The following is a 26843-nucleotide window of genomic DNA, read 5'->3' as shown; positions in this document are numbered from 1 at the left end:
CTGGAGCCCCTTCCGGGACCTTCGTCCCGGCCCGGTCTGGAGGACGATCATGAGTACGGCGAGCACGCGACTGCCCGAGGGCCGCTACGGCCGTTCCTCGGAGGAGCGCGCCGACCGCACGCTCAAGGTCGTGGGGGCCGTGCTCGCGGTGGCGCTGCTGGGGCTCGTCGGCTGGTTCGGCTACCACTACGTCGCCCAGAACGAGATCAGCGCCGAGGTGATCAGCTTCGAGCCGGGCAAGGAGTCGGTGCGGGTGCATCTGGAGGTCCGCAAGGACGCCGGCACCGACGGCTACTGCACCGTGCGCTCGCAGGCCGAGAACGGGGCCGAGGTGGGCCGGGCCGACTTCCGCTTCGACGGGGACGACACCCGCATCGACAAGGTCGTCACACTCCGTACGACCTCCCCGGGGACGACGGCCCAGCTGCTGGGCTGCCACGCCGGCTGACCACAGCGTGCGTCACCAGGAATACGTACGGCCTGACCTGCATTGACGTTATTCTGGTCGCTTATGTCCTCCCCCTGGGGCTCCTGAATTGTTAGGCTCGTGGTTTCGCCCTTCCGTGAAGGAACATTCTTCTGTGTAGGGCGATGCTTTGTATTCCCAGTACCTACGAGGAGCACCTGTGACCCAGACCAGCGAGAACGTCACCTGGCTGACCCAGGAGGCGTACAACAAGCTCAAGGCTGAGCTTGAGCACCTTACTGGTCCCGCGCGGGCGGAGATCTCCGCGAAGATCGCCGCGGCGCGCGAAGAGGGCGACCTGCGTGAGAACGGCGGGTACCACGCGGCCAAGGAGGAGCAGGGCAAGCAGGAGCTCCGTGTGCGCCAGCTCACCCAGCTCCTCGAGAACGCCAAGGTCGGCGAGGCGCCCGCGGCGAACGGCGCGGTGGCTCCCGGCATGGTCGTCACGATCGCGTTCGACGGCGACGAGGACGACACCCTGACGTTCCTGCTCGCGTCCCGCGAGTACGCGAGCTCCGACATCGAGACGTACTCGCCACAGTCCCCGCTGGGCACCGGCGTGATCGGCCACAAGGTCGGCGAGGACGCGGAGTACGAGCTGCCGAACGGCAAGAAGGCCCTGGTGAAGATCCTCAAGGCCGAGCCGTACGAGGGCTGACCCACCCCCTCCGAGCCCTGGTATGCCCCCGGTGCCGCTGCGCGGCACCGGGGGCATTCTCACGCCGTCGCCGAGCGGCACCTGCGCACCGCCAGCGTCCGGAAGGCCACCAGGATCAGGATCGAGTAGATCAGCGAGGCCCGGACGGGGTGCCGGACGGGCCTACGGGCGGGAAGTGTCTCAGTCCAGGTCCCTGCGGCCACGGATGGAGCTCGTCCACATGGCCAGCGGGGTCAGGAAGCCGACGGCGACGATCAGCCAGAGGGCGCCGCGGCTGCCGAGGAGGGTGCCGGCGATGCCGGCGGTGAGGGCGCCGACGGGGACCGCTCCCCAGGAGACGAAGCGGACGGTGGCCATGACGCGGGGCAGGAGTTCGGGCGGGGTGACCGTCTGGCGGTGGGTACGGGCCAGGACGCTGAGCACCACCGCCGCCGCGCCGACGCCCACGTTGCCGAGGGCGAACAGGAGCAGGCTCCAGCCGCTGCCGGCCAGCGGCATCAGGAGGGCGGCGCAGGCGCCGGCCAGGGTCGAGTACAGGATCGTACGGGCGCTGCCGAAGCGGTTGGCCAGGGTGGTGGTGACGGCTGCCCCGATGAAGCTGCCCAGTCCCTCGGTGGCGATCAGGACGCCGACGAGGCTCGCCGGGGCGTCGAGCGTCCTGACGAGGAAGACGGGGATGAGCGCCATGAGCGCACCGAGAGTGAAGTTCACCAGGGTCGCCGCGGCCGCGCACAGCCGGATGACCTTGTGGCGGACGACGAAGTGCCAGCCCTCCTTGATGAGCGCCAGGGTCGACTCGCGCTCGGCCTGCGGTGGCTTCGGGGCCGCGGGTCTCGGCAGGCTGCGCAGGAGCACCGCGGAGACGAGGTAGCTGACGGCGTCGAAGACGAGGCTGACGGCCGCGCCGCACAGTTGGACCAGCACACCGCCCACCGCCGGGCCGCCCATCTGGGTGGCGGAGGCGGAGCCCGAGGTGAGGCTGTTGCGCGCGGTCAGTTCCTCCTTGCTGACGATCGACGGCAGGAAGGTGGAGTTGCCGACGTCGAACACCACCGTCGCCAGGCCCACGACCAGGGCGACGACGACGAGTTGCGTCAGGTGCAGGACGCCGAGGAGGGCCGCGACGGGCACGGACAGGACCGCGACGGCCCTGATGACGTCCATGGCCACCTGGGTGCCACGCAGCGGCAGGCGCTGCACGATGACGCCCGCGGGCAGGCCGATCGCGATCCAGGCGGCGTACTGGGCCGCCGGGAGGAGGCTGACCTCAAAACTCGACGCGTGTAGAACACTGACGGCAAGGAGGGGCAGGGCGACTGTGGTCACCGCGTCGCCGACACCGCTGATCGTCGTGGCGGTCCAGAATCGCCAGAAGAGGGATGCCCCCTTCGCCGGGGCCTGTGTCGACCCGCTCGCCGCGTCCTGCGTCGACCCCTTCGCCGTCCGGCTGATATCTGATGTCCCATCAGATCTGGTCGTCTGGTCGGCCGTCACCGGTCCCCAACCTCCATGAAAATCGCAGCAATTGCAGTTCTTGCACAGCTTGCCACTCTCGCTGATTTCGCTGACTCTTACGCTTCGGGCGTTGCGGGCACAGCACGATCGGCGTCAACTCGCGTTTTCCCCGACCACGTCGTCGGCGCCCCCGCCGAGCAAACCCGAGTTGGCCATGAAGACGCCCAACTGGCAGCGGCTGCGCGCTCCGAACGTCTCGTAGATCTTGGAGATATGGCTGCGACAGGTCCGCACGCTCAACCCCATACGGCGGGCGATGGTCTCGTCCGTCTCACCGTCGGCGAGCAGCTTGATGATGGACAGGCGGACACCCGAGAGCAGGACCTGCACATCGGGGGCACGGTTCTGGGAGGGGAAGGGAGTTCCGAGGAGCCAGGCCCGCTCGAAGATGCCGACCAGGAATTCCACTATGGCCGGCTGCTGGATGGCGAGGGCGACCTCGCGATCGCTGCGGGCCGGGATGAAAGCGACCTTGCGGTCGAAGATGATCAGGCGCTCGGCGAATTCCTCGAGGCTGCGGACCTGTCCGCCGTACTTGATCACCTGGTTGACGTAGCGTCTGGTGGCCGGGCTGAAACGGGCGGAATGCTGATAGACCGTGCGCATGCGGATGCCGCGTTCCAGCATGTCCTTGGTGGCCGACCAGGCCGATTCCAGACTCTCCGCGCTCCGGCCTCCGCCCGGCTGGGCCGTGAGGACCTCCTCCTGGCACCGAGCGGCAGCCCGCTCCAGCTCGGCGTTGATGGCGTCGTGGCCGACCAGCGTGACGAACTCCAGGTCCCGGTCGGAGCCGGCGACCGCCTCGTCGTAGGCGACCTGGTACTTGCCGAAGTCGGCGCGGAGCCGGAAGGCCTCGCGTTCCAGGCTCTCGATCTGCCGGTCGAGCGGCGCGAGGAGTCTCGATGCCGCATGGCGCGGAGTGGAGACGCTGTAGGTCTCTCCGTCCTGATGGACCGAAACCAGCAGGTTGTAATGGCACAGCTTCTCGACGGCGGCGGCTGTGCGCTCCCTGCTCCAGCCGAGGGTTTCACTCAAGCCGCCCAGTGTGACCTGCCTCTGCCGGACCGCCAGCGAATACACCCGCTGCGGATCCGCCTCGCCCTCTGACGTGGCATCAGCAATCGCTATTTCTTTCAGTGGTGAACTACTCACACTGTCCCCCTCTGCGCTGACACGCGCAAGCAGACCAGCCATCGTGGCCCTTGATGGACTGATCCCTGTCTCCACACGAGGATATTGCGGACGACGGACCTGGCCACATCACAGGATCCGCGCTAAGCCCCCCGGAATTGTCGTCGCCGCACCTGCCGCATTCAGACACTGCCGAATTGGGCAAGCGGAGAGTAAGCGTATGGTTCCTACAGGCACTCGACAGTACGGTTTTGAGACACAGTTCAAGCCAGGACGATTGAATTCGGCCCTACGCCCGAGGGGATGCGGGCAGCGGTCAGGCGCGCGTGGCGGAATCCGTCCAGGCGATGAGGTCCTCGACCTCCACCACGCAGTCCCCGCAACCGGATCCGGCCCCCGTCTCGTCACGCACCGCCGCCGCGTCGCGGTGGCCCGCCCGGATCGTCGCCACGATCTTGCTCTCGGGCACCCGCGCGCACAGGCAGATCAGCGGATCGTCACTGCCGGACACCGTCGCCCAGTCCTTCCGCCCAGCGGACGAGTTCGGCGTCGGCGAGTGAGGAGGCCATCCAGTCGTGGTCCAGCACGGCGCCCGGCAGGGAGGGCACGGTGACGACGTAGAGGCCCGCCGCCCGGGCCGACGCGATGCCGGTGGCGGAGTCCTCGAAGGCGACCGAGCGACCCGGGAGGGCGCCCAGCGCCTCGCACGCCACCAGATAAAGGTCGGGGGCCGGCTTGGCCGTGATCACCTCGTCGGCCGCGAAGGACACGGGGAAGTAGTCGGCGAGGCCGGACGAGGTGAGCGCGGTGTCGAGCAGTTCCCGGGGGGAGTTGCTGGCGACCGCCACCGGAAGGGTCGCGGCGCAGCGCTTGACGAGTTCGGCGGCGCCGGGCAGCGCGTCGGCCCCCTTTGCCAGCTCCTCGCGTACCAGGCCGAGCAGTTCGGCGGCGAGCTCGCGGCCGGCTCCGGGCCTGCCGAAATACTCGGCCATCGCCTCGCCCGCGCCCTGCAGCGTACGGCCGATGACCAGGGCCTTCTGCTCCGGGCCGAAGTCGTGGCCATGGGCGGCGAAGATCTTGGTCTCGGCCCTGGTCCAGCAGACCTCGGTGTCGACCAGGAGTCCGTCACAGTCGAAGACGACCGCTTGCGGGGCGGGGGGAAGGGCGCTCACTCTTCGTTCCTCCAGTCGGCGGCCGCGACGGTGGCGAGCAGCGGCGCGACACCTGGTTCGTTGCAGTCGATCCATTCTGTCAGCACCGACAGGACGTCCCAGCGGGCGGCGCCCGGGGGCAACTCCGCGTCGCCCAGGGCCGTCAGCCAGTGCCGGACCGCGTCACGTGTGCGGTGCTCGCGGGCGAGCGCGCCCCACCGGTCGGTACGCCCCGCGAGCCGGCCGAGGCTCGGCTCCGCCGCGAGGTCGTGCAGCGGGATGTCCCGCTCCAGCTCGGCGACCAGGCTCCGGGCCGGGCACGGCTGCCCCTCGGCGGGCGGGCTCTGCGTGAGCGCGCTGCGCAGCCAGGCGGTCCCCGTGCGGTAGGTGAACAGCCGCAACTCCCGTACCAGGTCGGCCGGTTCGTCCGGGGTGTGGACGAAGTTGAACAGCCCGTTGACCCGGCCGAAGCGGGTGCGCAGGTCACGGCCGTGGGCGGAGGCGGGGTCGGCCGCTCCCTTGGCGGCGGTCAGCCGTACGCTCGCGGGAAGGCCGGATCCCGCTCTACGCGTGTCACGCAGCAGGACGAGCGCGGACGGGCCGGAGCCCAGCAGGTGGTCGACCACCGCGATGCGCTGCCGTGAGGCGGCGTTGAACTGGTAGCGCCAGATCTCCCTGGTCAGCACCGGGTCGAAGGGGAACGGCCGGGCCGCGAAGGGCTTCCAGCCCTCCTCCTCCAGGATGTCCAGCACCCGCGGACCACGCCGGCCGGCCAGGGCGTCCGGCTTGAGGACCACGAAGGTGTTCGCGTGCAGCCAGGCCCGCTCGCTGGGGGAGCCGAACAGCTCCAGTCCCTCCCGCGCGTAGGGGTCCAGGCGGTACAGATCCCGCTTGCGCGGGTCCACGGTCAGGGAGTCGAACGCCCGCGGCAGCACGGCCGAGCGGGTCGTGCCCGGCACGTGGAGGTCCGCCGGCGCCGGGGCGGCGGTGGTCGTCGTGGTCACCTGTCCTCTTTCCTGGCGGTCGCGGCACCGCCGCCGATGAGCTCCATCACGGTCCGGCAGGCGGGGCGCTGCGGGTTCACCAGATGCATGTGGCGTGCGCCGGGCACGGACACCGTTGTCAGCCGTGGTCCGTCCTGCGGCCAGTGGTCCAGCTGGTGGCGGGTGAGTTCCACCGGTACGGCCTGGTCCTCCTGCGCGCTCACCACCGTGACGGAGGCCGCGTCGGCCGGCGCGAGCACGGGCGTCGCCTCCCGGTGGGTCCCACCGGCGGCGCGGTGTTCGGCCAGGAAGACCTCCACGGCTCCCTCGCCGACCCCGAGGCGGGCCGCTTCGGCGAGGTCGGTCACCGGGGCGAGCAGCACGACGCGGGCCCCGCGGGCCTGCTCCTGGAGGGCGGCGAGCAGCAGATGGGCGCCCGCGGAGTGGCCCACGAGCACCGCGCCGTCCCAGGTGCTGTCCTTCTGGCCGAGCAGGTGCAGGGCCGCCCGGCAGTCCTCGGCGGCGCCCGGCCAGGCCCCGCCGTCCCAGCTCGGCCGGTACTCCAGGACGGCGACCCGGTGGCCGAGTTCGGCCAGGGCGAACGCCAGCGGTTCCAGATCCTGCGCCGTACGGTCGTGCCGCCAGAAACCGCCGTGCACCAGCACCACCGGTGCGGCCTGCGGGGTCTCGGCGACGGACACGTCACCGTCCTCCGGTTCCGCCGGCCCGTACAGGTCGATGCGCTGCCACCCGGAGGGTCCGTACCGGAGGTGACCGAAGGCCGTGCTCACAGGAGGCCGAACGCTTCGAGTCGCGACAGCCAGTGGTGCATGCGCTCGTCGGACATGCGCACCTCGGCCCGGCGCTCCGCGGACTCCTCGGCGGCGCCCAGGCGATACCAGACGGTCCCGTCGTCGCGGCGGATCATGAAGGCGCGCTGCTTGCGGGCGGGGCTCTGGATCATCAGCGAGATCGTCTCGGGCTCGGTGATGGTGGTGTGCAACTGCTCGTGGTCGAGCGTGATGCACCGGCCGGCCGGCTCCTCGCGCACGAAGTACGGCCAGAAACGGGAGACGTCGGCGCTCTCGTCGAGCGGCTGGTCGGTCGCGTACAGGGTGTGCTGGTACGCGCCGTGCAGGATGTAGGCGGTGAAGCTGTAGCGGTGGTTGTGGACCCGCTCGTACTGGTCGGTGTTGGCGAGCCGGAGCCGGATGCGCAGGCCCTTGTCCTGGTCGTCCCAGATCACGATCTTGTCGTCGAGCGCGTGGCACTCGAACTTCTCGCGCAGTTCCGGTGTGCGCAGCGCACGGCCCACGAGGGTGCGCAGCAGCGCCCGGTCGTCGCCGAGCCGGTGGGCGATCGCCTCGGTGATCTCCGCCGCCGCCTCCAGGTCGTCCCAACGCACCTTGGGCAGCGAGGCCATGAGCGCCTCGGCCTTGGCGATGTCCTGCTCGGAGGGCGCGTTCAGCAGGATCGACGGGGTGAGATACATCAGGTCGTCGCCGGGGCGGGTCACCATCACAGCACCTCCATGGCCCGCAGGCGGCCGGTGAGTTCGTCGAAGTAGTCCTTGCTGATGCGCTTGCTGCCGCGGCGCTCGGTCTTTTCCTTGTCCTCGCCGAAGCGCCACCAGACACGGCCGGTCTCCCGCTCGGTGATGATCGAGCGCTCCTTCTCCGCGGGGCCGCGCAGAAAGAGCGAGACGGTGTCCGGGGTGGTGTACGTGGTGTGGATCTCGCTGTGGTGGAGCGTGTAGCAGTTGCCCGCCTGCTCGTTGGTGACGAACCGGGGCACCACGCGCAGGTCGGTCGGCACGGCGTCGAAGTCGTCCTGGGCGCTGCGCGGAATGTCCTCCTCCGAGAGACGCCCGGTCAGTTCGTGCCGCACGTGCTTGTACTGGCCGCGCATGATCAGCGAGGTGAAGGTGAACCGGTGGTCGTGCGGCCGGTCCCGGTGGTCCTCGGTCGAGACGTGCACGCGGATGCGGAAGCCGCGGTCCAGGGCGTCGTAGATGACGAGCTTGTCGAGCAGCCGGTGGTGCTCGCACTTGTCGAAGAGGTCCTCCTCCTCGCGCGCCCGCTCCAGCAGCTGCGTCAGTGCCGCCTTGTCCTCGGAGAGCGCGGTGAGGATCTCCTTGGTCTGCGCGCGGGCCTTGGGGAGATCGGACCAGTCGACGACCAGCCGGTCGAGTGCGTCAAGCATGTGGGGCTCCTTCTTCGGATTACGCGACGGGGAGGCGGGCTTCCGACCGGACGGGCAGTCCGAACACCCGGTGCGCGGTGCCGGCCGCGAGGGTGCGGACGTCCTGGGGGGACAGACCCTGCGACTGCGCGTTGGCCATCTGACGGGCCAGCGGCACGGAACCGGCCGCGACGATCCCGTCCTGCTGGTACCAGAGGGCGTTGTCCACGCGGTGGTGCAGGTCCTGGCCGCCGAGCCGTGCGGAGTCGCAGCGGTCGGTCATCATCATCGAGTTCTCCACGCCCATCAGTTGGACGGCACGGGTCGCGATGGCCAGGTCGACGTGCTCCCCGTCGAAGTTGATGCAGGCGCCGATACGGCCGGCCGCCGCCTGACGCATGATGGCCGCCGGGACCGGTCCGACGATCCGCGGCATCTGGTCGAGGGTCCAGCCGGGCAGGTCGTAGGAGGCGATGACGGCGTCCCGCTCGGCGCGCGCCCGGGCACTGCGGAAGGCGTGCCGGATCAGCAGCGGCATGTCGTTGAACAGGTGGTCGGTGACGACGCGGACGCCGGTGCCGGACCACTCGTTCTGCCAGGCCAGCTCGACGATCTCGTCGACCTGTTCCGCGCTGCGCAGCGGGTCGGCACGGGTGAAGTGGCCGAGCGCGGGGCGGATCCCGTGGGCCATGAGGAGCGGGATGAGCCAGTCGAAGCCCGTGTCGCGGGCAGTGGGCTCGTCCTGGAGTTCGGAGGCGGGCGAGAACGCGTCGGGCGACAGGACGGTGTACGTCAGTCCGTACGGTCCGAGGGCCGCGAGGCGCTCCCACTCGTGCCTGCTGGGGGCCCAGACGGTGGCCGCGGGGGTACCGCCGTGACTGGCCAGGAGCGGCCCCTCCAGGGCGATGCCGGCGACGTGCGGCAGCAGTCCCTCGCCCCGCATGCGGTGGTACTCGTGCACGAAGGCCTCGAACTCCGCGAGCTGCTGCCGGTGGAGGTACATCGTGGGCAGGCTCAGGACGCCCTCGCTCGCGCACCAGGCGTCGAGGCGCGCGAGGTCGACCTTGGTGAAGTCCGAGAAATCGACGTCACCGAACCCATGGCAATGGACCTCCACGGGCGGCAGCCCACTCCATGGATTCGCCATAGGCGACCTAGACCCGCTCGCTGCAGTGGATTCCACGAGACAACTCCCAATCCAATAAGTTGGCCTTAGTGATTGTCGTTCACCGTACTGCGCTGCTACCAGTCCGCACCGAGTTCAGCATCATGCAGTGCAGGATGGTGAAGGTGCGCTGATCGGCTCCGGCGGCTTAGTGTCGTTCCAGCGAAGCCGACGGGCTCCGGTCACCGGAACCTGATGGTTCGCCTATTCCACAGGAAAAGGAGGTGATTCCACATGAAGAAGTACACCAAGCCGGCCACCAAGAAGGTTGCCTTCGGGACCGTCCTCAGCACGGTCGTGTGATGTGAGCGCCGGGGCGCCGAGGTTCTATGGACCACGGCGCCCCGGCGCAAATCCTTTTTTTCCGGAGTACTCCGAGATCGAGTGAGGTGAATATGTGCGGCCTTGCAGGTCTGGCCCGCACCGATGGGCAGGTGCTCTCGCCGGACACTGACGGCCTTCTGCGTCGCATGGCGCGGGCCGTGGCCCATCGAGGCCCCGACGATCAGGAGTTGTTGCGTACCGGGCCGGTCGGCCTGGCCTTCACGCGACTGTCCCTCGTGGACCCCACCAACGGCGGCCAGCCGATCCACAGCCCCGACGGCGACGTGATCCTCATCGCCAACGGCGAGGTCTACAACCACCGCGAACTGGCCGCGACCCTGCCTTCCGGCGTCCGCCTTCGTACCTCCGGCGACTGCGAAGTGCTGGTCCATCTCTACCAGCAAAAGGGCCTCCGGTTCCTGGACGACGTCCGGGGCATGTTTGCGATCGTCCTCTACGACCGCAAGAGAAACCGTCTCCTTTTCGCTCGAGACCGGTTCGGCATCAAGCCGCTGTTCTATCACCGGAACAGCGAGCGCATGGTCTTCGGCTCCGAGATAAAGACGCTCTTCGAAGACCCTGCCTGTCCGCGCGAACTCGACTGGGACAGCGCCCTTTCCGACCAGGCGCTCACCGGAGCGCCGGATTTCGTCGAAGGCGCGCCCAATACCTGGTTCCGCGGTGTCGAACTGGTGCCGGCCGCGACCGTCGTCACGATCGACCTGCGTGACGGAAGTACCGAGAATCACCGCTATTGGTCCTTCCCGCGCACGGCGGATCTGCGGGACGAGCTCTCCCCCGCCGAGTTCACCGAGCGGTACGCGCAGGCGCTCGCCGACTCGGTGCGCGAGTGCGAGACCTCGGACACCGAGGTGGGCCTCTTCCTCAGCGGTGGTGTCGACTCCGCGTCGATCGCCGCCCTGAGCACCATCCGCCCCCGCACCTTCACCGCCCTCAACGGCAGCACCCTCGCCAACGAGGACGCCATGTACGGGCATCGCGTCGCCCGGCACTACGGGCTCGACAACCACCAGGTCCTCTTCGACATCTCCCAGGTGCCCGCCGCGCAGGAGTGGAAGAACCTGCTGTGGCTGCTGGAGAGTCCCCAGTGCGGTCCCGAGGTCTTCTACAAGCGGGAGCTGTACCGCTTCGTCAAGGCCCGGTTCCCGGAGATCAAGGGCATGCTGCTGGGCGGCGGCAGCGACGAGTTCAACGGTGGCTACACGGCCGGCTTCGGCGACGACTGGGAGCAGTTCGCGTCCGGCATCGACGGCATGGCGCTGCGCGACGACCGCCATCGCCACCGCGGTCTCGCGGCCTGGTGGGAGCAGTCCCCGCAGCCGCTGGTGCGGGCCGAGGTGCTGCGCCGCGGGACGCCCGCCGAGGACCCCTACGAGCGGTACCTGCGCTGGAAGTACCGCGACGTCCAGCAGTACAACTGCTGGCACGAGGACCGGACGGCCGCCGGCAGCGGCATCGAGGCCCGGGTCCCCTTCCTGGACCACCGTCTCGTGGAACTCTCCGCCTGTGTCCCGCCGTCGCTGCGCGCCCGGCTCACCTGGGACAAGCGCCTGCTGCGCGACGGCCTCGGCGGGGTGCTCCCGGCCGAGTTCGCCGAGCGGACCAAGGTCGGGTTCTTCTACGGCGACGGCATCCGCCACACCTACCGCGCCTTCGCGGGCATGCTCGCGGCGGACGGCGACGCCCTGCTCGAAGAAGCCCTGTCCGGCCCGCGGGCCAAGGAGTACCTCGACGCCGACAACGCGCGTGCCACCCTGCGCGCCCTGCAGCAGGACCCCTCCTCCGGGCACGTGGAATTCCTGCTGCGCGCGGTCAACCTCGGACTGCTGGACGTGATGCTGCAGCAGCCGCCCACGCCGCCGGTGGAGGCCACGCCCGCTCCGGTCCCGGTCGAACTGATCGTCGGAGACTGGGAGGCGGAGCGCGACGGTATCGAGGCCCGGGTGCTGCGGCGGCCCGACCTGCACGACGCGCTCGTGCCCGCGCTGGACGACTCGGTCCTGCTGCTCACCGACCAGAAGGAACCGCTCCTGCGCTACCTGGTCATCGACGGCGAGATCCAGTTCGTCATCGACGGCGAGGAGATGCCGCAGTGGCAGCGGCTGATCGACGGCATCGACGGACAGCGCACCCTCGGCGAGCTCCTGGCCGCCGCGGAGTGCGAACTCGCCGACGTCGAGGAACTGCTGTTCCAGTCCGCCGAGTTCGGCCTGCTCACCCTCTCCGGCCCGGCGACGGGCGAATAGCCGGGCCACCGGCCTGCCACCGGCGTGTGCGGTGGCAGGCCGCCCGCCGTATCCAGCCCCTTACGACCGCGCCCCGGAAGGCCAACGCCCGCATGAGTTTCGACTTCACCCGCTGCCTGGACGAACTGGCCGGGCGCGACCTGCTGCCCGACAGCCACGACTCCGCGTTCGTCGTCGGCTCCCTCGCCCGCGGCTGGGGCAACGACCTGAGCGACCTCGACATCTACGTGGTGGGCGAGAAGCCGTGGACCGGCAGTTCCTCCGGCACGATCCGCGTCCCGCTGAGCCATCCCGACGTGCCCACGGAGCACTTCTACCTCGGTGAACGGCGCTGGGAGGTCAAGTACTGGACGTCCGGCCAGGTCGAGGAGATCCTCGCCAAGGTGTCCTGGGCGGAGTTCGGCCAGGGCCGGACCGTCGGCCAGATGCTCACCCGGGACGAGGAGCAACTGCTGGAGCGGCTGCTGGTCTGCCACCCGCTGGACGGCGAGGAGTGGGTGCGCCGGCAGCAGCGGCTGATCCAGGAGTCGGCGTTCCGGGCAGCCGTGGTGACGCACTGCCTGACCAACGCCGACGACTTCGCCGAGGACGCCCTCGGGCAGCTGGCCACGGGCGACGAGGCGAGTGCCGTGCTGTCGGTCCGCCAGGCGTTCGGACACGCCGTGGACGCCCTGGTCGCCGCGCACGGGGAGTACGGCCGGCTGGTGAAATGGCGGGCCCGGCGCATGAAGGCGGCCGCTCCGCAGGCGCTGTCGTACGAGCGTTACTGGGCGGTCGAGACGATGCGCGACTTCGATCAGGACGACCCGGCCACGTGGGTCCGTGACGTGATGTACCTGTGCAAGCTCCTTTCCATGAGGGTGGAGATCTGAATGTCCCCGACCATCTCAGCGGCCGACGTCGTGCCCCGGCTCGGCCTGGCGGCACGCTTCCGCAGGTTCCCTGACAAGACGCTCATCGCCGTCGGGCCGAACGCCATGGAGCTGTCCGACTCCGCGGCCTTCATCCTGGCCTGCGTGGACGGGCAGCGCTCGGTGGCCGGCATCGGTGCCCTGCTCGCCGAGGAGTACGGCATCGACGTCGACGAGGCGGTCGCGGACACCGCGGACCTGGTCGGCCAGCTCGCCGACGTCAGGGTCCTGGACCTGCCGAACGCCTGACCCCTCCACCACCTTCACCAACGATTGGGAACCATGCGATGTGCGGGATTGTCGGGCTTTTCGTGGGGTGCTCCGCGCTGGCCTACTGCCCCCGCAAGGCACTCGCCCCGGCCGGCGCGCCGCCGGCCGCCGGTGCCGAACCCGTCGCCGGTGCCGGGCCGATCACCGGTGCCGGGCCCGCGTCCGGTTTCGCGCCCGGGGCCGGGACGGACGGGGAGCAGGCCGACGTCTCGTACAGCTCTCCCTTCGGCCGTTGGTCGGAGCGGGCGACCGTCCGCCGGTCGCCCCGGCGTGAGCTGAGCGCGCCGTCCTCCGACGCCTCCCGCTACTTCTCCCCGGAGCTGGTGCCGGTCGCGCGCCACCCGCTCATCGCCGAGCTGCGCCCCGAGCTGTTCGACACGGTGCTCGTCCAGCACCTCTACCGCTACCTGGACTTCACCGCCAAGCTGGAGACGCTGGTGGTCAACCGCACCGCGCTCGGCATCGCGCAGGGCAGCGTCGGCGTCGAACTCCCCGAGGAGATGCGCTTCGACGCCTACAAGATCTACTGCGACGAGGCCTACCACGCCCTGTTCTCGGTGGACTTGATGCGCCAGGTCCGCGACACCACCGGCATCGCCCCGGTGCTGCCGGAGCAGCCCTACTTCCTGCGGCGGCTGGAGGAGATCCAGCAGGAGCTGCCGCCGCACACCCGGGCCCTGGCCGAACTGCTCTTCGTGACCGTCTCGGAGACCCTGATATCGGCCAGCCTCGCCGAACTGCCGGTCGACGGTGAGATCGTGCCGGCCGTGCGGGAGACGATCCGCGACCACGCCGCGGACGAGGGACGCCACCACGTGTACTTCGCCGCCTTCCTGCGCTACCTGTGGGCCGCCCTGGACCCCGCGGCCCGGCGGGAGGCGGCACTGCTGGTGCCCCGGCTGATCGCGGCCTTCCTGCAGCCCGACACCGACGCCGTGCGCACCGAGCTGCTGGGCTACGGGCTCACGCGCGACGACGCCGAGCAGGTCCTCGCCGAGGTGTACGACGAGACGACCGTCGCCGCGCACACCCGGGCGACGGCCAAGCGGACGATCTCCTACTTCGTGGCGCTGGACGTGCTGGACGACCCGATGGTGGAGCACGAGTTCCGCGCGTACGGACTGCTCTGACCCCCGTACGGCCCTACGCGGCCCGGCGGTTGAGCCGTCCCGGCCTCCCGGTGCCTCGCGCCGCCACACGCGGGAGCGGGCCCCGGTGGTTCAGGCATCCAGGTCGCCGGTCATCAGCCGGGTGCCGAGCGTTCCCTCCAGCCGGCCCAGCAGTTCCTCGGCCCTGCCCACCGCGGCCCGGCGGTTCCCGGCGCGCAGGATGAAGCGGGCGACGGCCTGGCCGGGGGCGACCGTCTCGCCCGGTCCGGTCCGGTAGGCGTCGAACCCGATGACCTCCACGACGTCGGCCTGCCCGTCGAGCGGCGTGAGGCAGGCCGTCGCGGACAGCCGTCCGCCGTCCCGGGGGACGACCGCGAACACGGCGGTGCAGCCGATGATCCCGCCGGGGACGTCGACCGGCTCCCCGGTCATGAGCTGCAGCCACGAGGCGTAGATGTCCTGCCCGGTGGCGTGCCGGTAGGCGTGCGGCAGGCCGCCGCCCATGATCCGCGGGTTGAACTCGACCAGGACCGGCCCGCGTTCGGTCACCATCACCTCCAGGTGGAAGATCCCCTGGTCGGCTCCGATGGCCCGGCAGACCTCCTCGGCGTAGGCGACGCAGTCGGCGCTCTCCCGCGGCGTCAGCCCGGCGGGGACGCACGAGCCCAGTTCGACCACCTCGTTCTCCGGTGCGCGGAACCGGCCGGTGACGCAGAACGGGAAGAACTCGCCCCGCCGGGCGCCGATCTCCACCGAGACCAGCCTGCCCGTCAGCTTCTCCTCCACCAGGACGCCCCGCGCGAACTGGGTCCGCCAGTGCGCCGGGACCCCGTCGGTGCCGGTCAGCACGTTCCGGCAGGCGGCCGCCGCCTCCTGCGGGTCGTCGGCCACGTGCGAGAGCAGGCTGGCGCTGCCGGACGGCGGCTTGATCACGACGGGGTAGCCGATCCGCCCGGCCGCGGCCAGTGCCTCGTCCACGTCGAGCGCGAGCGCCCAGCGGGCGGACGCGAGCCCCGCTTCCTCGAGCGCCGCCCGGCAGCGGTCCTTGCGCCGGGCGGTGAACACCGCGTCGGGTGCCGTGCCGCACAGCCCGAGGCTCCGGCAGGCGGCGGCCACCGCCTCGGCGGCCAGCTCCTGGAACGTCACCGCCACGTCGATCGGCGACTCGGCGTGGCATTTCTCCAGCGCTGCGAGCACGGCGGCGGTGTCCGTCGTGTCGATCCCGTCGATCAGCCGGTCCACCGCCCGTACGGCCTTCAGGGTCTCGCCCGTGAGCGCGTACTGCGTCAGCGCGGGCTGCAGGAACGTCACCCGGTGGCCCGCCTCCTTGGCGAGCCGTACGGCCTGCACCGCGGGCGGATTGACGTCGACGATGGCGATGTGCACGAGCGGTGTCCCTACGGTCGGTCCCGGGCCGGGGCGGGAGGGGCGGGTGGCGAGGCGGACGGGGAGCGGGCGGCCGAGGCTCAGCGGTAGTGGACCTCGCCGGCGCGCACCCGGTACGGGTCGCGGTGGAAGACCTCGAAGGACACCGCCGGCCGGCCGCCGAACCGCGCTCCGGCGGCGGCGAGATTGCGGCCCAGGAACCCCCGGACGTAAGCCTCCGGCTCCTCGTCGGTCAGCGTCTGAAGGTAGGTGGCGTGCTCCAGCACCGCCCGGACGCCGCGCTCCACCGCCCAGGTGACGTCCACGGCGTGCGTGGGGTACGGGGATCCGGCCACCGCCTGCCAGCGCACCCCCTCCCAGGGCTCAAGACCCTCCTCGGGGAACAGATACCGGTTGGCGGCGTCGGCCGCCGCGTCGAGGGCGGCCCGGCCGACGTTGCGGTGGTCCGGGGTGTTCCACGAGACGCCGCGCCAGTGGTCGTGGTGATTGAGCGTGAAGACCAGCTCCGGGCGGTGCCGGCGCACCGCGTGCGTGAGGTCCCGGCGCAGCGCGGCGCCGTACTCGATCAGCCCGTCGGGGTGGTCGAGGAACTCCACCTGCTGCACGCCGGCGACCGCGGCGCTCGCGCGCTGCTCCCGCTCCCTGATCGGCGCCGCCTTCTCGGGGTCCAGGCCGTCGATCCCGCACTCGCCCCGGCTCGCCATCAGGTACACGACCTCCTTGCCCTCGTCGACCCAGGTCGCGACGGCGGCGGCGGCCGAGTACTCGACGTCGTCGGGGTGCGCGACGATGGCCAGGGCACGCGTCCAGTCGGTGGGAAACTCCTGGAGCTGTTCAGTCATGGGTCAGTTCCTCGTCGGTCGGTCGCGGTTCCGCAAGGCGGTCGGTGCCTTGGGGTGAGGGGTGGAAGAGCAGGGCGGGCAGCAGGGCGCCCGCGGCCAGGGCCAGCGCGCCCCCGGACAGGAACACCGCGGCGGTGCCGAACCACTGCGCGACGAGACCGCCGAGCAGCGCTCCGACGGGCGAGACGCCGAGGATGATCCACCGGTAGACGGAGTTGACCCGTGCGAACAGCGCGGTCGGGATGGTCGACTGCCGGTGGGACATGCTCATCACGTTCAGCTGCACCATCAGTCCTCCGCACACGGCCAGCGCGGCGAACGCGGCCGGCGGGGTCGGCAGGGCGATCGCTGCCAGGCACAACCCCACGGCGGGGGCGCAGAAGCCGAGCACCGCCCGCCCGCCGAAGCGGTTCAGCAGCCGCGCGGCCACCAGGCCCGCCAGCACGCCACCCACGGCGGGGGCGGCGGCGATGACGCCCATGGCCGAACCCGACAGTCCGAGCCGCCCCGGGGAGACCACCCACACCGGCAGCATGGTCATGGTGGCGGCGAACGCGATGTTGCCGGTGGCGGCGACGGCGGCGAGACCGATCAGGTCGTGGCGCCGTCTGAAGTAGGCGGCGCCCTCGCGCAGGTCCCGCCACATCGACGCGATCCCGCGGCCGGCGGGCCCGGGTTCCCGGGGCGCGGCCGGGAGGGCGTGCGCCCCGAACGGGCCCGGCCGGCGGTGCAGCAGGGCGAGGCCGATCAGCCCTCCCGCGTAGAGCACGGCCGCGACGGTGAAGCCCACGCCGTGCATCGAGGCGAGGACGCCGCCGAGGGCCGGACCCGCGAACTGCGCCGCGAGGGTCTGGCCGGACTGCAGATTGGCGTTGGCCCTGGGCAGCAGCTCCGGGGTGACCAGACGCGGCAGGAGTGACTGGGCGGCGAGGTCCACGAAGGTTCCCATCGCCGCGATCAGGAACGCGCCGGCCACCAGCGCCCACACCGGCAGCATCCCCGCCCAGGCGAGCAGGCCGAGCACGGCGACCAGCGGGAAGCGGCATTTCGACGCCCAGTTCATGACGGCCATCGGCGCGCAGCGGTCCACGACCACTCCCGCGGGCAGGATCAGCAGCAGCCACGGCGCGCGCAGGGCGACGCCCACGGCGCTGACCACCAGCGCCGAGCCGCTCAGGGAGAGGGCCAGCAGCGGCAGCGTGACCAGGTAGACGCCGTCCGCCAGGTTCGAGCCCAGGACGGACGCCTGGAAGATCCGGAACGGGGCGCCGAGTTTCCGGTCCGCCGGTGCGGACGCGGCGGACCGCTTCGGGAAGGCACGCACGGGCCGTCTCACGCCCCCACCAGCAGGACGCTGTTCATGACGGCGCCCGCGCCGGCGTTGAGCACGGGCCCCGCCGAGGGGGTGCCGTGCCGCACCAGCATCCCGGACGCGCGCAGTCCGTACAGGAAGGGGCCGAGGACGTAGGGGACCTCGGCGTGGGTGACCTCGCCGCTGGGGGTGTGGACGAAGCCGAGGCGCACCCGGTCCGGTTCGACGTGCTCCTGGAGGACGTGGCCGCCCTGGCGCGCCGCCCGCTCCACCTCGGCGTGCCAGGTGTCGTCGGACACCGCGGCCCCGACGACGACGCCGCGGCCCCCGAAGCCGTCCGCGGGCTTGAGGACGAGACGGGAGCGGCCGGTCAGGGCCTCGTGCGGGGCGGCTCCGCCCGCGGTCGGCTCCAGCCGGACCGTCCTCGGGATGTGCGCGGTGACGAACTCGCCCTCCCGAGACGGCAGTCGGTCCAGGTCCTCCCAGAGCCAGGCCAGGGTCTTCTTGTTGGTGAGCAGCATGGTGGCCTCCGGCGTGAACATCCCCACGGCGCCCGTGGACACGGCACGGGCCAGCGCCGTGAGGCCCGGGCTCGCGCCCTGGCCGTGGCTGACGAACGAGCGGAACACGCCGTCCACCGGGCGGCCACCGGCCCTGAGGCGGCCGTCCCGGTCGGTGGTGAGGTCCTCCAGCGGGTGGCTGAACAGCTCGATGCCGTGGCGCCGGGCGCTGCGGAAGACGGGTTCGAGCCATGCGGCGAACCGGGCGGGGTCCTCGGCCAGCCCCGGAAGGTTGCCCACCCGGTAGTGCGGGAGGAGGACGGCGGCGCCCGCGGGCAGCGCGAGGAAGGACCGCAGGGCCTCAGCCCGGGCCTCGACAGCCGACGGCGGCGCGGTGAGCGCGGGCCCGCCGGGCAGCGGTGCACGACGGTAGCGCCGCAGGAAGCGGTCCGGGACCAGGTCGGCCTGGAGCACGCCGCCCAGGGCGCTGTCGACGTTGAGTTCGACGAACCGGGGCGTGCCGCGCTCCATCAGGATGTCGGGGCGGATCGCGGCCAGCAGGTGTCCGCCGAGCGGGGCGTCGTGGTCGAGCAGGGGGAACGCCTCGGGCCGGGAGCCGAGCGCCGCCAGCAGCTCGCCGGCGGTACGGGCCCGGCGCAGGGCGGCGTCCAGTACCAGCCGGGCGGCGCGGGCGGACAGGTCCGCCGCCCTGTGGTAGTCGTCGGCGGGCAGCAGCAGGGGACGCACCGGCCGCCACGGGCCGTCGGCGCCGTGGATACCGTCGAACAGCGCGGCGGCCGCGCGGGCGTCCTCCGCGTCGCCGGCCGGCTCCGTTGCCAGGGCCTCGGCCTCGTCCGGGCCGGCCGTGTCCGTCCGGCAGGCCCTTCCCACGGCTCCCATCAGCCGCTCCGGTCGTCGAGCAGCGCACCGAGCCGGCCCAGGCCCTCGCGCAGCACGGACTCCTCGCGCGCGAAGGTGACCCTCAGGCCCTGTTCGCTGTCGAAGACCTCGGCGGGCATGAGCAGGACGCGGCCCCGGTGCAGGACGCGCCGGCACAGCGAGAGGGACGTCTCGCCGGTGTGCAGCGAGAGCCAGGCGAACGGCGTCCCCTCGGGTTCCATGACGCGCACCGCGCCCTCGTGCCCGGCCGCCCAGTCGCGCAGGGCCCGGTATCCGTCCGAGGTCAGCCTCCGGTACCGCTCCAGATAGTGCTCCCGGCGCTCCAGCACCTCGGCGGCCAGCCGCTCGGTGAGCACCGAGTTGGAGATGGTGGTGAGGTGCTTGAGGTCCATCGCGGCGCGCACCAGCTCCGGGGGACCGCACATCCAGCCCGTCCGCAGCCCGGGGAAGCCGTAGACCTTGGAGAGGCTGGAGACGGACACCGCCCGCTCGTAGCGGCCGAGCAGGGAGTCGGCGGCGAGGTCGGCCACGTACTCCTCGTCCAGCAGCAGGTGGCCGCCGTGTCGGCGCAGCGCGGCGAGCAGTGGTTCCGTCTCGTCTTCGGCGAGTCGTCGTCCGCTCGGATTGCAGGGCGAGTTGAGCACGACCGCCCTGGTCCGTGGTCCGATCAGCTCGGTGGCGGCGGCCACGTCGGGGCGTCCGCCGGCCGTCAGGCCCACGCACGAGACCTCGCACCCGAGCGCCTCCGGCACCGCGCGGGCCTGCTGCCAGCCCGGGGTGAAGACCACGACGTGGTCACCGGGCCGCAGCAGCGCCTGGTAGAGGAGATATAGGGCCTCCTGGGCCCCGTGGGTGATGGCCACGTGGTCGACGCCCCGGCCGTAGCCGTCCGCGACCAGCGAGCGGAGCCGGTCGCCGCCCGCGTCGGTGCCGTAGTCCAGGACCAGGTCGGCCGGCCACGGCAGGTCGCCGACCGTGGAGCAGTCCACGTGGCTGTCGCCGAGGTCGATGTCGTAGCGGCCCCTGGCATCCTCGAAGACCCAGCGGCGCATCGGGTACCCGGCGCCCGGGCGGGCCCGCCTCATGCGAGCGTCTTCTCGGCCAGCCGCTGTCCGATGCCCGCCGCCCAGCGGCCGCGCAGCACCGGGCGGACCACGCCGGTGAGGGTGACCGTGCCGTCCTCGCCGATGCCGACCTCGACCTCTCCCCCGGGCATGCGGACCGTGACCCGTGAGCCGGTGAGGCCCAGGGCGTGCGCGGCGACGGCGGCCGCACAGGCGCTGCTTCCGGAGGCGAGGGTGTACCCGGCGCCCCGCTCGAAGATCTCGATCCGGAGGGTCTCCCGGTCGATCACGTCGAGGAGTTCGACGTTGATCCGGTCCGGGAACATCGCGTGGTCGCGCACGGCCGCGCCGACCGTACGGGCCAGGGCCTCGTCGGCGTTCCGGTCGGGTACGGGGATCACGCAGTGCGGGCTGCCGAGCTGCACGCAGGTGACCTCCCACGGTTCACCGGCGGCGAGCAGGGGCTCGCGCAGCAGGGTGCGGGCGGGGCCGACCGCACCGACGGCGCGGCTGTCCAGCGAGGCCGTGCCGAGGTCGGCGCTCACCGTGCCGGAGTCGAGGTCGAGGACACGGACCGTGGCGGGACCGGCGGACGAGTGCAGCGTGAAGGTGTCCGCGTCCGTGTGCCCGGACTCGCGCAGGTACCGGGCGAAGATCCGCAGGCCGTTGCCGCTCTGCGGGCACTCGGAGCCGTCCGCGTTGAAGGTGAGCAGCCGGAAGCCCTCCTCGGCCGGCAACGGTCCGTACAGCAGACCGTCCCCGCCGAGGCCGTGGTGGCGGTCGCACGCCAGCCGGACGTGCTCGGGCAGCGGCACGAAGCCCGTGCCGCTCGGGTCGATGACGATGTAGTCGTTGCCCAGCGCCTCGTACTTGGCGAAGTCCGTGGCCGGAAAGGCTCCCCCGTTCACCGGCGCCCTCTCAGACGCCGGTCGGGACCGGGGCGTCGGCACGCATGCGTTCCAGCAGCGTGTCGAGGTAGTCCCGGGAGGTGTTGAGCCGGATCATCGCGCCGAGGGCGATGTCGCGTCCCGCTGCCGGGTCGGCGCCCACCAGCGGGCCGATCACGTTCTTGAACCAGCCGGCGGCGTGCCCGGCGTCCACCCCGATGTGCAGGTCGTGGTAGACGATGCCGACCTCGTCCAGGTCGTGGCGCCGCCAGGCGTCGACCACGCAGCGAAACCGGCGCGGCGCCAGGTACTCGGTGACGCCGAAGTAGCCGACGGCCTTGTGATAGTGGCGGCGGGAGAGGGCCAGGCAGGCCGAGATGTTGCCGGAGATCCCCGCTTCCAGCAGGAACTCACGGCGTATGTACTCGGGGTCGGCGCCGATCGCCTCCAGCGCCTGCGAGAAGAGGGTGGTGTGCACCCCGGCGGGCTCGCCGTTGCCCATCTCGTCCCAGTAGTTGGCGGCGATCTCCATCTTCTCGACGCCGTGCCGGCCGATCTGGAGGAGGGCCAGGATGTCGTCGAAGCGCGGGTCGAGGCTGGTCTCCTGTGCGAGCAGCAGGCGCAGGTCCTCCGTGCTGCCGTGCTCGGCGAGATGCCGGTGGTAGAGGGGGTGCCAGCCGGCCGGGTGGTCGCTGATCACCGCCTTCAGCCAGCGGACGTACTCCGGGCCCGACTCGGGGTAGCCGGTGACGCTCGACTCCGGGATCCGCCGGAGCTCGTGGCCGAGCACGGCTCGCTCCAGGACGGCCGCCACGTCCCGCAGGATCGGCTCGCGTTCCTGGTCCGACTCCTGGACGGGGCGGGCGGAGAACTCGTGGTCGTAGATCAGGGACAGCGCGCCGTGGACCTCCTCCAGGGCCGCCCGGTCACCGTCGTCGTAGGCGCGGCTCGTCAGCGCGCGGCACGCCGCGGCGAGGTCACTCCGGAAGCCGTAGTCGTCGGACATCCGGAGCAACTCGTCGGCGGAGCGGTGCTCCAGGTCGCGCAGGACCTCCGGCACCCTCCCGGCGAGCACGTCTTTTCCGTCGGTACAGCTGTGCGGGGAAGCCGTGTACATGTGGAATGCCGTCCGTCCTGTCAGTTCTCGTCCGGTCGTTTCTCGTCGTCCGAGAGCGCCGCGGCGTCGTGCTCGTCGCCGTACCACTTCTCGCTCCAGCGCGAGAAGGCGACGATGAAGATGTCGCGGTGGCCGGGCTGCTCCCCGGTGGCCACGATGTCGGTCACGTCGTGGGCGAGCCGCCGGTCGTCGAGGAGCACGGCCTGGCCGGGCTTCAACGTGCCGTTCCAGAGGGGCTTCTCGTCCCCGGGGTGCCACAGCCGCGTCTCGCCGCCCGTGACCCCTTCCCGGCGCAGGACGCCGATCATGACGAACTCGTGCCCGTCGTGGTGCACCCCCTCCGGCGTGAGCGGACCGGGCCGGCCCCGCTCCGCACGGCTGCGGTTCTGGTGCACGTTGATCTGCCAGTCCTCACTCCGGTCCAGCCCGATCTCCCGGGCGCCCACGGCGATGAGGGGGGTGAAGTCCGCGTCGAGGGACGGGTACGTGCGGCGCATGCCGCCGCCGACCGGGTTGAACTTCTTGAACGCGGTGTAGTCCCGGTGCGGCAGCAGCCCGAAGCTCCACCCTCCGTCGGCCGACGCCGTCAGCCGGTACTGCGAGAACTTCTTGTACCGCGTTCCGTGCCCCATGTAGGGGTCGACCGGCAGCTCGTCGTACGTCGCCAGCAACTCCGGCGTGGCCGACGGCAGTTCGATCAGGGAGAAACCTTCAGCGCCGAGCGGCATGACACTCCTTCGCGTCGTCGGGGAGGTGGGTCACTTCTGCCACCGCTCGGTCTCCGCGAAGAACCCGTCGATGCCCGTCGTACGGCCCGACTCCACCGCGTTGCGGTAGACGAAGGAGCCCACGGCCAGGTCGAGCACGCCGAGGCCGAAGGGGGAGAAGATGCGCGGCTTGCCGTCGCCCGGCCGGACCTTCCCCTCGATCACCTGTGCCAGGGTCCCGTCGACGAACCCGCGGTGTCCGCAGCTCTGTTCCGCCAGGTGCACGGAGGTGTTGGCGGTCAGGCAGTGGTCGATGTCGTCGACCACGTTGTGCGCGTCCAGGATGATCTCGGGCGCGATGTCGCGCAGGGAGATGTTCAGCACCACCTGGCCCGGCTCGAAGAGGTGCGGGTCGGTGATGTAGGGAGTGCCGGCCGTCGTCGCCAGCACCACGAGGTCGGCGCCCTTCACGGCGGACTCCAGGCTGTCCGTGCGCTCCGCCTCGGTGCCCAGCGTCTCGCGGGCGTACGACACCAGCGCGTCGGCGTAGCCGGGCACCTGGTCGTAGAGGGCGAACTGCCCGATGTCCCAGCCGTCCGCGACGAAGAAGTCGAGGATGTTGCGGGCGATGACGCCCGCCCCGACGACGGCGATCCGGGCCGCGCGGGAGGAGCCGTGCAGCTGTGCGGCTCCGAGCACGCAGGACGCCGCGGTGCGCGCGGCGCTGATCTGGGACGCCTCCAGGCAGGCGAAGGGGTATCCCGTGGCGTAGTCGTTCAGCAGCAGGACGGCGGACGCCCTGGGCACGTTGCGCTCGACGTTCTCGGGGAAACTCGCGATCCATTTGATGCCGGCGACGTCGTAGCCGCCACCGAGGTAGGCGGGCAGCGCGATGATGCGCGCCGAGGGCTTCTCGGGAAAGCGCAGGAAATAGCTGTTCGGGTTCACCGAGTCCCCGCCCTCATGGGCCAGATAGGCGTCCCGGACGATACCGATCAGTTCTTTCCGCGATTCGGAGATCACCTCGCGAGCGACCGTACCGCTGACTACATCGAATCCGAACATGAGGTTCCCCCACGGAGTTGACGGAGTTTCATCGGCCCATCACGGCCGGGAGCTGGGAAACGGGGTCGATGCCGAATCTCGCGGCGACCCAGTCGTCGTCGTACACGGTGCCGAGGTAGCGCTCACCCATGTCGGGCGCTATGGCCACCACCCGGGAACCGGCGGGGATGTCGAGGGCCCGGCTCTGGACCGCCGAGAACACCGATCCGCTGGAGCCGCCCACCAGCAGGCCGTGCCGCCGGGCGAGCATCCGGCAGGCCTTCACCGCCTCCGCCTCCTCCACCAGCATGACCTCGTCGATCAGGTCGGAGCGGCTGATCTCCGGTACGCGGCTGGTGCCGAGACCGGGCAGATGGCGCGGGCCGGGCCGGGTGCCGAAGGTGACCGAGCCGACGCTGTCGACGGCGATGATCCGGGTGCGGGGCGAGGCCTCACGGAAGTGGGAGGCGCATCCGGTCAGGGTGCCCGTCGTGCCGGCGCCGACGAACAGGTAGTCCACCCTGCCGAGTTCGGCGAGGATGGACACGGCCGTGTGCGTGGCGTGGACACGCGGGTTGGCGGGGTTGGCGTACTGGTTGAGCCACACCAGCGCCGGATCCTCGGCCAGCATCCGCCGGATCAGCGCGATGCGCGTCCCGAGGAAGCCGCCGTTGGCGTCCCGCTCGTCGACCAGGACGACGTTCGCGTGCAGGGCCCGCATCAGCGCGACGCTGTGCGGTGAGGCGTTGACATCGGTGACGCAGGTGAAGTCGTAGCCCTTCGCGGCGCAGACCACCGCCAGGGCGACGCCGAGGTTGCCCGAAGAGGACTCCACCACCTGTCCCCCGGCACCGAGCAGCCCGCGCCGCTCGGCGTCCTGGATCAGCCCGACCGCGGTCTTGAGCTTCACCGAGCCCGCCGGGTTCAGCCCTTCCAGCTTCAGGAACAGCTCGCTGCCGGGCAGGACGTCGGGGAACCGCAGGAACACGTCGTCGGTGACGACGTCGTACACGCAGTCCTTGATCATGCGCTGCCCCGGCGCGCGGTCGCCAGCGACTCGAGAACGGCCATGGCGCTGGTCAGCTTCATCTCCGCCTGCGTCCAGGCGAGGGTGTGCTCGCCCTCCAGCACGCCCCCGGAGATCTCGTCACCCCGGTGCGCCGGCAGGTCGTGCATGAGGACGGCCCCGGGCCGGCGGCTCATGAACGCCTCGTCGATGTAGTAGGGACGGAAGAGCTCCCGCCAGTCGGCGTCCGGCTTCAAGGTGCCCGTCGTCTGCCAGCGCGTCGTGTACACCACGTCGACGGCGTCCGGCGCCTCGTCCGGGGAGTGCGTCTGGCGCAGTACGGAGCCGTTGGCCTCGGCTCTGCTCCGGGCCGCGGCCAGCTCGTGCCCGGGCACGCCGTAGCCGGACGGGGTGAGCAGGGTCAGCTCCGTCCCCGGGTAGTGCGCCAGGCCGTGCGCGAGCGCCACGGCACTGTTGTTGCCCTCGCCGACGTACAGCACCTTGACACCCTCGACGGCGCCGAAGTGCAGGTTGATGGTGGCCAGGTCGCAGACGCCCTGGGTGGGGTGCTCCTCCTGCCCCATGGCGTTGACCACGGGGATCCCGCCGTACCGGGACAGGGTGCGCAGCTGCTCGACGGGGCCCGCGGTCCGCGCGACCAGCAGGTCCAGCATCCGCCCGAAGACCCGGCCGGTGTCCTCCAGGGACTCACCGGTCTCCAGCTGGAGGTCGTGCGGGCCGTAGCTGATGACCTGGGCGCCCAGCCGGAGCGCGGCGGTCGTGAAGGCGGTGCGGGTCCGGGTGGAGGTCTTGGTGAACAGGATGCCCGCGATGGTGTCCCGCAACGGGCGGTCGTGGTCGGCGCGGTCGGCGAAGAAGTCGCAGGACCGGCGCACCAGGGCGTCGATGTGTTTGCCGTCCAGTTCGGACAGCGAGAAGACGCCCGTCTCGGGGACGCTCTCGGGCGTTCCCAGGAGGGAACGGGTCTCTGCAGTCATTTCCTTCTCCCGTGTCCGTCGTCAGAGCAACCCGGCGGACATGAAGGAGTCCCGTGCACCCGGCACGTCCAACACGCCTACGGATTCGAACAGTTGAAAGGTGTGCCGGGCACTGGCCCGGATGCCGTCCCGGGTCTTGTCCGGGGCGTAGACGTCGGCGAGGACCTCGCTCACCGCCGCCTCGTCCAGTCCCGCCAGCCGGAGGGAGCCGCGCACCGGCACCAGGTCGGGCGTGAGGCTGCGGCTGACCAGTTCCGGCAGGCAGCGCGAGGCCCGCTCCCGCAGGGCGGGGCTCAGGTCGTGCCAGAGTTCCTTGAAGAACGCCGCGAAGTACGCGTGGTGGCGTCCTTCGTCCTGGGCATGGTCCCGCACGACCTCCCGCACGGTGCCGACCACCATCTGGTCCTTGGGGATGTCCTTCAGGATCGAGGTGACCAGCGTCTCGAAGACGACCACCTGGAGCAGTTGGACGAGGGTCGTCTCACCGGGCATGACCGAGGCCCCGAGGCCGTCGAGACGGTCGAGGAACGGGGCGAAGTCGTAGTCGGGCACCCCGACCCCGGTCGCATCGCTCACCTGACCCACCACGTCCAGACTGCACAGGGCGTGGTAGGCCTCGTCGCAGTAGATCTTGTACGCGTCCAGCCGCGTCGCCGCCGGCAGCGGCAGGCCCGACGTGCCGTTCGCGATGCGCTCGGCCGCCCGGTTCACCACACTCGTCTCGAAGTGCATCGTGAACTGCATGTACTGGTACAGATGCCGTGCGGTGATCCGGTACCGCTCCTCGGGCTCCAGGGCGGCCACGAGGGGGTGGTCCAGGTACGGGATGAGCGTGTGCGGGAAGAGGGCCTTACCCTCCTCCAGTTCCCGTGCCATGATCCGCCGCGGGTCGGTCCGCACCCCGGCCTTGTCGTACCAGCCGTCCAGCGGCGACTTCATCTCAACTCTC

The 26843-nt window shown here is 71.1% G+C and carries 27 protein-coding genes and 1 pseudogene; 6 read left to right on the top strand and 22 right to left on the bottom strand.

Annotated features, from left to right (window positions below; translation table 11 throughout):
• Positions 1 to 49: 49 nt before the first annotated feature.
• Both QNO09_RS08375 and greA read left to right on the top strand, forming a co-directional pair.
• A complete protein-coding gene (locus QNO09_RS08375) occupies positions 50 to 448 on the top strand; it encodes a DUF4307 domain-containing protein (RefSeq protein ID WP_283969420.1) in 399 nt (132 codons plus the stop codon).
• Between the two features lie 178 nt (positions 449 to 626).
• Positions 627 to 1124 carry a transcription elongation factor GreA gene (gene greA, locus QNO09_RS08370; protein WP_062928785.1) on the top strand — a complete coding sequence of 166 codons (498 nt, stop codon included), beginning with the start codon at positions 627 to 629 and terminating at the stop codon, positions 1122 to 1124.
• A 59-nt stretch (positions 1125 to 1183) separates the two neighbouring features.
• On the opposite strand, the pseudogene QNO09_RS08365 reads toward greA, so the two are convergent.
• The 10 genes and pseudogenes from QNO09_RS08365 to QNO09_RS08320 all read right to left on the bottom strand — a co-directional run.
• Positions 1184 to 1285, bottom strand: a pseudogene (locus QNO09_RS08365) (ABC transporter permease); the annotation flags it as partial.
• 19 nt (positions 1286 to 1304) lie between these two features.
• Positions 1305 to 2618 (bottom strand): MFS transporter, encoded by a 1314-nt coding sequence (locus QNO09_RS08360; RefSeq protein ID WP_283969419.1) that lies wholly within the window; start codon positions 2616 to 2618, stop codon positions 1305 to 1307.
• 114 nt (positions 2619 to 2732) lie between these two features.
• On the bottom strand, positions 2733 to 3674 hold the full coding sequence (locus QNO09_RS08355) for a helix-turn-helix transcriptional regulator (protein ID WP_283969418.1): 942 nt from the start codon (positions 3672 to 3674) through the stop codon (positions 2733 to 2735).
• Between the two features lie 412 nt (positions 3675 to 4086).
• Positions 4087 to 4281, bottom strand: coding sequence for a (2Fe-2S)-binding protein (locus tag QNO09_RS08350; RefSeq protein WP_283969417.1), 195 nt, complete (start codon positions 4279 to 4281; stop codon positions 4087 to 4089).
• On the bottom strand, positions 4268 to 4942 hold the full coding sequence (locus QNO09_RS08345; protein ID WP_283969416.1) for an HAD family hydrolase: 675 nt from the start codon (positions 4940 to 4942) through the stop codon (positions 4268 to 4270). The genes QNO09_RS08350 and QNO09_RS08345 overlap by 14 nt, the downstream gene beginning before the upstream one ends.
• On the bottom strand, positions 4939 to 5925 hold the full coding sequence (locus tag QNO09_RS08340; protein WP_283969415.1) for a nucleoside-diphosphate kinase: 987 nt from the start codon (positions 5923 to 5925) through the stop codon (positions 4939 to 4941). The genes QNO09_RS08345 and QNO09_RS08340 overlap by 4 nt, the downstream gene beginning before the upstream one ends.
• Positions 5922 to 6695, bottom strand: coding sequence for an alpha/beta hydrolase fold domain-containing protein (locus tag QNO09_RS08335; RefSeq protein ID WP_283969414.1), 774 nt, complete (start codon positions 6693 to 6695; stop codon positions 5922 to 5924). The genes QNO09_RS08340 and QNO09_RS08335 overlap by 4 nt, the downstream gene beginning before the upstream one ends.
• The gene (locus QNO09_RS08330) at positions 6692 to 7423 is read right to left on the bottom strand and encodes a hypothetical protein (protein ID WP_283969413.1); all 732 of its coding nucleotides are present in this window, start codon (positions 7421 to 7423) and stop codon (positions 6692 to 6694) included. The genes QNO09_RS08335 and QNO09_RS08330 overlap by 4 nt, the downstream gene beginning before the upstream one ends.
• On the bottom strand, positions 7423 to 8106 hold the full coding sequence (locus tag QNO09_RS08325; RefSeq protein ID WP_283969412.1) for a hypothetical protein: 684 nt from the start codon (positions 8104 to 8106) through the stop codon (positions 7423 to 7425). Before QNO09_RS08325 ends, QNO09_RS08330 begins: the two co-directional genes overlap by 1 nt.
• Positions 8107 to 8125: 19 nt before the next feature.
• A complete protein-coding gene (locus tag QNO09_RS08320; RefSeq protein WP_283969411.1) occupies positions 8126 to 9202 on the bottom strand; it encodes a hypothetical protein in 1077 nt (358 codons plus the stop codon).
• Between the two features lie 377 nt (positions 9203 to 9579).
• Here QNO09_RS08320 and asnB point away from each other — a divergent pair, with 377 nt between their 5' ends.
• The 4 genes from asnB to QNO09_RS08300 all read left to right on the top strand — a co-directional run bounded on the left by asnB (position 9580) and on the right by QNO09_RS08300 (position 14152).
• Positions 9580 to 11841, top strand: coding sequence for an asparagine synthase (glutamine-hydrolyzing) (asnB, locus tag QNO09_RS08315; protein WP_349636953.1), 2262 nt, complete (start codon positions 9580 to 9582; stop codon positions 11839 to 11841).
• Positions 11842 to 11933: 92 nt separating this feature from the next.
• Positions 11934 to 12713 carry a hypothetical protein gene (locus tag QNO09_RS08310; RefSeq protein ID WP_283969409.1) on the top strand — a complete coding sequence of 260 codons (780 nt, stop codon included), beginning with the start codon at positions 11934 to 11936 and terminating at the stop codon, positions 12711 to 12713.
• The gene (locus QNO09_RS08305) at positions 12714 to 13001 is read left to right on the top strand and encodes a PqqD family protein (RefSeq protein WP_283969408.1); all 288 of its coding nucleotides are present in this window, start codon (positions 12714 to 12716) and stop codon (positions 12999 to 13001) included.
• 38 nt (positions 13002 to 13039) lie between these two features.
• Entirely contained in the window at positions 13040 to 14152 is a 1113-nt protein-coding gene (locus QNO09_RS08300) for a diiron oxygenase (RefSeq protein ID WP_283969407.1), read from the top strand.
• 90 nt (positions 14153 to 14242) lie between these two features.
• Here the strand turns inward: QNO09_RS08300 and QNO09_RS08295 are convergent, their stop codons facing one another.
• From QNO09_RS08295 to QNO09_RS08240, 12 genes are all read right to left on the bottom strand, one after another.
• The gene (locus QNO09_RS08295) at positions 14243 to 15517 is read right to left on the bottom strand and encodes an ATP-grasp domain-containing protein (RefSeq protein WP_283969406.1); all 1275 of its coding nucleotides are present in this window, start codon (positions 15515 to 15517) and stop codon (positions 14243 to 14245) included.
• Positions 15518 to 15597: 80 nt separating this feature from the next.
• Positions 15598 to 16359, bottom strand: coding sequence for a PIG-L deacetylase family protein (locus tag QNO09_RS08290; protein WP_283969405.1), 762 nt, complete (start codon positions 16357 to 16359; stop codon positions 15598 to 15600).
• A complete protein-coding gene (locus QNO09_RS08285) occupies positions 16352 to 17695 on the bottom strand; it encodes an MFS transporter (protein WP_283969404.1) in 1344 nt (447 codons plus the stop codon). The genes QNO09_RS08290 and QNO09_RS08285 overlap by 8 nt, the downstream gene beginning before the upstream one ends.
• On the bottom strand, positions 17692 to 19071 hold the full coding sequence (locus QNO09_RS08280) for a hypothetical protein (RefSeq protein WP_283969403.1): 1380 nt from the start codon (positions 19069 to 19071) through the stop codon (positions 17692 to 17694). Before QNO09_RS08280 ends, QNO09_RS08285 begins: the two co-directional genes overlap by 4 nt.
• Positions 19071 to 20156, bottom strand: a complete 1086-nt coding sequence (locus QNO09_RS08275; protein WP_283969402.1) for an aminotransferase class I/II-fold pyridoxal phosphate-dependent enzyme — start codon at positions 20154 to 20156, stop codon at positions 19071 to 19073. The genes QNO09_RS08280 and QNO09_RS08275 overlap by 1 nt, the downstream gene beginning before the upstream one ends.
• Positions 20153 to 21043 (bottom strand): diaminopimelate epimerase, encoded by an 891-nt coding sequence (gene dapF, locus QNO09_RS08270; protein ID WP_283969401.1) that lies wholly within the window; start codon positions 21041 to 21043, stop codon positions 20153 to 20155. The genes QNO09_RS08275 and dapF overlap by 4 nt, the downstream gene beginning before the upstream one ends.
• A gap of 10 nt (positions 21044 to 21053) precedes the next feature.
• On the bottom strand, positions 21054 to 22097 hold the full coding sequence (locus QNO09_RS08265) for an iron-containing redox enzyme family protein (RefSeq protein WP_283969400.1): 1044 nt from the start codon (positions 22095 to 22097) through the stop codon (positions 21054 to 21056).
• A gap of 62 nt (positions 22098 to 22159) precedes the next feature.
• Entirely contained in the window at positions 22160 to 22867 is a 708-nt protein-coding gene (locus QNO09_RS08260; RefSeq protein WP_283969399.1) for a 2OG-Fe dioxygenase family protein, read from the bottom strand.
• Positions 22868 to 22897: 30 nt separating this feature from the next.
• Complete coding sequence (gene sbnB / locus QNO09_RS08255; RefSeq protein WP_283969398.1) at positions 22898 to 23911, bottom strand: 2,3-diaminopropionate biosynthesis protein SbnB; 1014 nt, start codon at positions 23909 to 23911, stop codon at positions 22898 to 22900.
• A gap of 28 nt (positions 23912 to 23939) precedes the next feature.
• A complete protein-coding gene (gene sbnA, locus QNO09_RS08250) occupies positions 23940 to 24917 on the bottom strand; it encodes a 2,3-diaminopropionate biosynthesis protein SbnA (RefSeq protein WP_283969397.1) in 978 nt (325 codons plus the stop codon).
• Entirely contained in the window at positions 24914 to 25894 is a 981-nt protein-coding gene (locus QNO09_RS08245; protein ID WP_283969396.1) for an ornithine carbamoyltransferase, read from the bottom strand. The genes sbnA and QNO09_RS08245 overlap by 4 nt, the downstream gene beginning before the upstream one ends.
• Before the next feature lie 21 nt (positions 25895 to 25915).
• Positions 25916 to 26833, bottom strand: a complete 918-nt coding sequence (locus tag QNO09_RS08240; RefSeq protein ID WP_283969395.1) for a diiron oxygenase — start codon at positions 26831 to 26833, stop codon at positions 25916 to 25918.
• Between the last annotated feature and the right edge of the window lie 10 nt (positions 26834 to 26843).

This window comes from Streptomyces sp. 378, assembly GCF_030124145.1.
Lineage (GTDB): Bacteria > Actinomycetota > Actinomycetes > Streptomycetales > Streptomycetaceae > Streptomyces.
Note: the sequence above shows the minus strand (reverse complement) of the source record. Positions and strands in the feature narration are given on the sequence as shown.